The 5,564-nt window shown below is 61.8% G+C and carries 6 protein-coding genes; 2 read left to right on the plus strand and 4 right to left on the minus strand.

Features of this window, described 5'->3' with window-relative positions; all coding sequences use genetic code 11:
• Positions 1 to 119: 119 nt before the first annotated feature.
• The gene (locus Y707_RS0115950) at positions 120 to 1,523 is read left to right on the plus strand and encodes a hypothetical protein (protein WP_026535824.1); all 1,404 of its coding nucleotides are present in this window, start codon (positions 120 to 122) and stop codon (positions 1,521 to 1,523) included.
• 134 nt (positions 1,524 to 1,657) lie between these two features.
• Here Y707_RS0115950 and Y707_RS26710 read toward each other — a convergent pair whose 3' ends face one another.
• The 4 genes from Y707_RS26710 to Y707_RS0115970 all read right to left on the minus strand — a co-directional run bounded on the left by Y707_RS26710 (position 1,658) and on the right by Y707_RS0115970 (position 4,347).
• Entirely contained in the window at positions 1,658 to 2,374 is a 717-nt protein-coding gene (locus Y707_RS26710; protein ID WP_216699268.1) for an alpha/beta fold hydrolase, read from the minus strand.
• A 101-nt stretch (positions 2,375 to 2,475) separates the two neighbouring features.
• Positions 2,476 to 3,021, minus strand: a complete 546-nt coding sequence (locus Y707_RS0115960; protein ID WP_026535825.1) for a carboxymuconolactone decarboxylase family protein — start codon at positions 3,019 to 3,021, stop codon at positions 2,476 to 2,478.
• Between the two features lie 85 nt (positions 3,022 to 3,106).
• Positions 3,107 to 3,898, minus strand: coding sequence for a Crp/Fnr family transcriptional regulator (locus tag Y707_RS26715; RefSeq protein WP_035782051.1), 792 nt, complete (start codon positions 3,896 to 3,898; stop codon positions 3,107 to 3,109).
• On the minus strand, positions 3,895 to 4,347 hold the full coding sequence (locus tag Y707_RS0115970) for a hypothetical protein (protein WP_026535826.1): 453 nt from the start codon (positions 4,345 to 4,347) through the stop codon (positions 3,895 to 3,897). The genes Y707_RS26715 and Y707_RS0115970 overlap by 4 nt, the downstream gene beginning before the upstream one ends.
• A gap of 166 nt (positions 4,348 to 4,513) precedes the next feature.
• Here Y707_RS0115970 and Y707_RS31605 point away from each other — a divergent pair.
• Positions 4,514 to 5,564, plus strand: a 1,051-nt coding sequence (locus tag Y707_RS31605) for a glutamate-cysteine ligase family protein (RefSeq protein WP_051442104.1), incomplete at its 3' end; no start/stop codon positions are given.

A 5,564-nucleotide genomic window follows, 5' to 3' on the forward strand; every position in this document is an offset into this window, starting at 1 on the left:
TTCGCCATCCATTTCAATTGGCACATGCACCGGCAGGCGGAACGATAAGACCCACGGTCGAATGTAGGGGTCTAGGCTGGCAGCCAAGCACGAAAGCCGTGGTGTAAACAGGAGGACCAATGTCGATCTCCACCTGGATGAAGGATCTCGAACTGGAGACCCGCCCCATCACAGCCGAAGTCCGCGCCGCCCTGGACCGGCGATGGGCGGAGTTGCCAGAGCACGTAAAGACCGCGAATCAGCTGCTGGGCCGTTGCGCGGTCGGTTGTGAGGGCACGCATGGCGTGTTTCCGAAGTGCAACCTGACCTGCTCACCGTGCTACCACGCGGCTGATGCCAACAAGGTACGGATCGACGGCGCGCATACCGTCGAGCAGGTGACGCGTCAGATGGAATTCCTGCGCAAAACCCGTGGTCCGCGCGCCCATGCACAGCTAATTGGCGGCGAGGTCAGCCTGTTGGCCCCCGAGGATCACGCTGCAGCTCTGCTGGCCATGCGGGCCAATGGCCGGGAGCCAATGTCTATGACCCACGGGGATTTCGATTACCAGTACCTTCTTGATGTGGTGCTCGATGCTGACGGCAACCCGCGGTTCCAGAGAGTGTCCTTCGCCGCCCACTTCGATTCGCTGATGCGGGGCCGCCGCGGCGCCGTCCGGCCGCACACCGAGGCAGAACTCAACCCGTTCCGGGAACAGTTTGCCCGGATGTTCGTTGATCTGAAGCGGGAACACGGCGTCCGGTCTTACCTGGCCCACAATATGACGGTTACACCCTCAAACGTCGGCCAGGTCGGCTCAGTCACCCGGGACGTCCTGGACATGCCGTTCGACATGCTCTCCTTTCAGCCGGCGGCCTTCATCGGAGATGAACGGCGTTGGAAGGAAGATTTCGACGACGTCACCATCGACGCGGTTTGGAGCCGCATCGAGGAGGGTGCGGGGCAAAAACTGCCGTGGCAGGCTACCCAGTTCGGCGACCCAAGGTGCAACCGCTCCACGGCAGGAATAAGGGTCGACGGCGTGTTCGTCCCCATCCTCGATCCGGACGAACCGAAGGACCTCGCCGTCAGGGATCGAATCCTGGACCGTTTCGGTGGGGTGGTTTTCGGCGGAGTTTCAATACCCGTCCTGACCATGAAAGTTCTGCGGATGCTGGTACGTAACCCCGGCGTCGTTCCTCCTCTGATGGGATTGGCCCAGCGGATAATCCGCCGTTGCGGTGGTCTGAGGGATCTGGTGCTGGCTGCCGTGCAAAGGAAAGTCGCCGTCAAAACGTTCGTGGTGCACAACTTCATGGACGCGGACGATGTCCAGCCGGCGTGGGAGCTGATGGAGCAGGGCATAGACAGCGCCGATCCGGAAGTCAGGGAGACCCAGGAACGCTTGGGCGCTTGCATGTACACGATGAGCCACCCGGACACAGGACGGCTGATTCCTGCATGCGTTCAACACTCCGTGCTCGATCCCGGGGAGAACGCCGGCCTGCGGAAGATGCTTCCGCTGACAGTCAAGGGAACATAGATTATCCGGACGGAACTATGGCTTTAGGCCCGCAGGTGCTCGAGAATAGCGTTGGCGACGTCTTGGGGTGAATCTTCGGTCGGAATGTGTTTGCCGGCCACCTCGACGAGGTCGCTGGCGGGGATTTCGTTGACCTAACGCCGGGCGAATTCGATTTTCTGGAACTCATCGTCGCGTCCCCACACCAGCCGGGTCGGAACCGCTGCTTCTTTCAAAGCGGGAACCAGGTCGAGAGTGAAGGCATCGTCCGCGGCTGCCGCCATTGCCATCCAGGACCGCGAACGGGCCGGGCTCTGCCAGGGCGAGAGGTAATCGTCGAGTTCTTCGTCGGTCAGTTCCCGGGCGATGGCCTTCCGTGTAGCTTCACGGCGTCCCTGCTGAAGCTGTTCGGCGGTGACCGCCTCGCGCACTGCGGGATCCCGGAACCGTTCGACCGCCGGAACAGGCCAGGAATCGAACATGACGGCGTTCATCAATACCACCCGGCTGACCCGGCCGCTGTTGGCCACAAGATGCTGCGCTATGCCGCCGCCAATGTCGTGGGCCGCTACTGAGAACTTGTCGAGGCCGAGGGCATCGGCGGCGTCGAGAACAGTCTGCGCGAGTGCCGGAACGCTGGCCTGATCGACGTCGAGCTCTCCTTCGCTGCGGCCGAAACCTGGCAGGTCCAAAGCGATGCAACGGATCTGTTCCCCCAGCGCCGGCAGGATGGGTTGCCAGACCCGGCTCCAGAAGGTGCCGTGCAGAAGCAACAGAGGGCTGCCTTGAGGGTCGCCACTGCTGAGGTAGGAGAGGGTGGTCCCGTTGACCTCGACCTGCTCTCGATGGACGTGGGTCTTATCGACTGTCATTGGCGCTCCTTTAGGTAGTCCTGCCGACGAGTCTGTACTCCATGGGCGGAGTACAGACTCGTTCCGGATGAAAGAGTCCGCGCTTCGCGGGCAGGTTTTGGTTAGGAGAGTTCTGGTGCCGCGGGGACGTCCAGTTCGGTGCCGGCGTAGTGGTTGAAGTAGTTGGTGTACAGATTCACGGCAATGTGTGCGAACGCTTCAGACCGTTCCTCTTCAGTCCATCCGGCGTCGAGCATGCCCTGCCAGGTTTCTTCCGACACTGAACCGGTGTTCGAGGCGGCTTCCCGCGCCAGGGTGGTGATTGCGGCGAGCCGGTCATCGAAGTCGATGTTGCCGGCGCGGATGGCCTTGGTCTCTTCTTCGCTGAAGCCTGCCGCTTTACCGGACATGGTGTGAGCTGATTGGCAGTAGTCGCAGCCGTCCTCGTTGCCAACGGCAAGTGCGATGGCTTCCTGCGTGCGGGCGTCGAAGGTGCCGTGCTTGGAGATGGCGCCGGCGATTCCGTCGTAGGCGGCGATTACCACGGGGGAGTGGGCCATCCCGGCGTGGATGTTCAGGAGCTTGCCGATCTTCTTTTCCATCTTCTTGGCCAGTTCGCGGGACTCCTGCGGAGCGCCGTCGCTGGTCTGTGCGGGGATACGGGGCATGATTTTCTCCCTGTTGTTGAATTTGTTGTTCCGTCCGGTGTAAGACCCAAACGGCTCCTGATAATTCCTGCGGGTCCATACCCGGTCAGGAAGTTTTGCGTGCTGCCGCCTTGAGAGCGTTCGGCTCCAGGACGACAACTCGGCCGCGGGATTGCCGGATAACGTTCTTGGCGGACAGTTCGGACATGGCCTTACTGGTCGCCTCGCGGGTGGCACCGAGCAGGCCGGCGAGTTGGTTGTGTGTCAGCTTGATGACCGGTGCGCGGCTAAGTCCGTGATGTGCCGTTGTGTCGACCAGTTTGAGCAGCGTGCTGGCCACCCGTGCTTCCAGCGGGCGGAGGGCCAGATCGGTGAGCCGCTGCTCCAGCAGGCTGACTTGTTCGCCCAGCAGGCGTGAGATCCTGATAGCGATTCGTGGATCTGAAAGCAGGAAGCGTTCCACGTCTGCGGCGCTCAATCGGCAGATTGTCGCATCATCGATCGCTTCGGCGTAGTTGTCATACATTCGTTGGCCCACTAGCAGCATTTCACCGAAGACAGCACCTGGTTCAAGGATTGCCATCGTCAAGGCGCTGCCGTCTTCGGCCAACCGGAAGACGCGTACCCGGCCGGTTTTGAGGATGAACAGCGCCGTGGCAGGATCGCTCTGGCTGAACACGAGCTCACCCCGGCGATAGTGCCGGGCAGGCACCATCATATCCATTGCCTGGATTTCGTCCTGAGTCAGGTCGGCGAACAAATCCACTTCGTTCAGACAGCTGAACCGGTCCGGATGTTCGGACATGCGCGTGTCGGCCTCTCGTCGCTGCGGCGCCCAGGGACGCGCTTCTGCGCCCCCCTGGATTATGGCACCGCCGAGATCACAGGCTTCAGTCATGATTTGCTCTGGAATACGCGGACGGCCACCACCGCCAGAATAACGCCATAGATTAGATGTCCCATCAACGACATCAATGCCATTGCATTAATGGTGAACAACGGCATACCCATCATCATCGGCATGATCAGCAGTGGGCCGAGTATCCACCAGAGGAGACCGTATCCCAGTCCGACAAGGGCGCCTTTCCCATAGCTGGTGAGCAAAGCGGCGAACGGCACGGTCAAACCAAGTCCGATCAGGATAGAAATAACCAGGTGGACGCCGAAGCCGACCCAGGGGGAGGCGGAGCCGACCATGGACGCGATGGTGGCGAGCATGCCCATCATTGCCATGAGTGCTCCGAAGACGAGGCCACCGGCCAGGCCTCCGATTACTCCTGCGGCGATGCGCCGTCCGACGCCGGTGGAAACTGCTCCTTGGCCTGCGTGAGCTGATGCTGTAGTCATGATGTACCAACCTTTCGTGATGTTTCTGTTCCTTCACGGTAGGACGGCGAAATTGCCCGTTCTGTGATCTGGAATACACAACGAAAGATCTTTCACCCTCTAGTGTGGTGATCAGACTGACAGGCCCACGGGTCGTAAGTATCCATCGTTGAAGGGATAGCATGCCGTGACATTTACACCTGAGCTGGAACGTGACCTGCGGCCTCTGTCCGAGTCCGAGGCGGAGGTCTATATTGCCTCGACGTGCTTCAAGACCGGCCCTCCGGGACCTGTAGGTCTGGAAATTGAACGAATCGTCCACGATGCAACTGATTCCAGCCGGGCGGTTCCCGTTGCAGAGGTCCGTGCGGCTGCGGCGCCCGCCGGTGAGGTGCTTCCGCACGGTGCTGCCATCACTTTTGAACCCGGCGGCCAGCTGGAAGTCAGTTCAGCCTGTAGACCCGACCTTCCGTCTCTGATTGAAGCCATGCGCGCCGACGTGAAAACCATCGACGAGCATTTCTACGCCGCAGGCCTCACCTTCGGCCCGCTCGCTCTGGACGGGTTCCGCCCGCCGGTGCGGACCCTGTACGAGTCCCGGTACGCGGCCATGGAGCAGCATTTTGACCGGTCCGGACCCTCCGGCCGGACCATGATGTGCTCGACGGCGTCGCTGCAGGTTTGTCTGGACGCCGGTTTTACCGGGGCCGGTCCGCAAAGTGCCGTGCAACGGTGGGCTCGGCTGCACCATCTCGCTCCCGTGCTGACCGCTATGTTTGCGAACTCACCCTTTCGCCAGGGCGCTCCCAGCGGATGGCGCAGTGCCAGGCAGGGGGTCTGGTTGGGCACGGACCCATCCCGGACTGCCCCGGTTCCTGTAACGGAGGACCCGCCGGCGGCGTGGGCGCGTTACGCAATGGATGCCCTTGTCCTGTGCATTCCCTCATCCGATGGCTCCTGGAGCGCGCCGAACGGATTGACCATGAGGGGATGGCTGCGCGGGGAGGGACCGCGACCGGCGACTATGCAGGATGTCGAGTACCATCTCACCACGCTCTTCCCCTTCATCCGTCCCCGCGGTTTCCTCGAGCTCAGGGTGATCGACACCCAGGCAGGCGGCGACTGGGAAACTGCGGCGGCGGTTACGGCCGCACTGGTCGAGGATGAGAAGGCAGCCGATCTTGCCGCCGCGGCCTGCGCCCCCGTTACGGCCCTGCCCCGGCCGATGGCTACGGCGG

The organism is Arthrobacter sp. H14, assembly GCF_000520495.1.
Classification (GTDB): Bacteria; Actinomycetota; Actinomycetes; order Actinomycetales; family Micrococcaceae; genus Arthrobacter_C.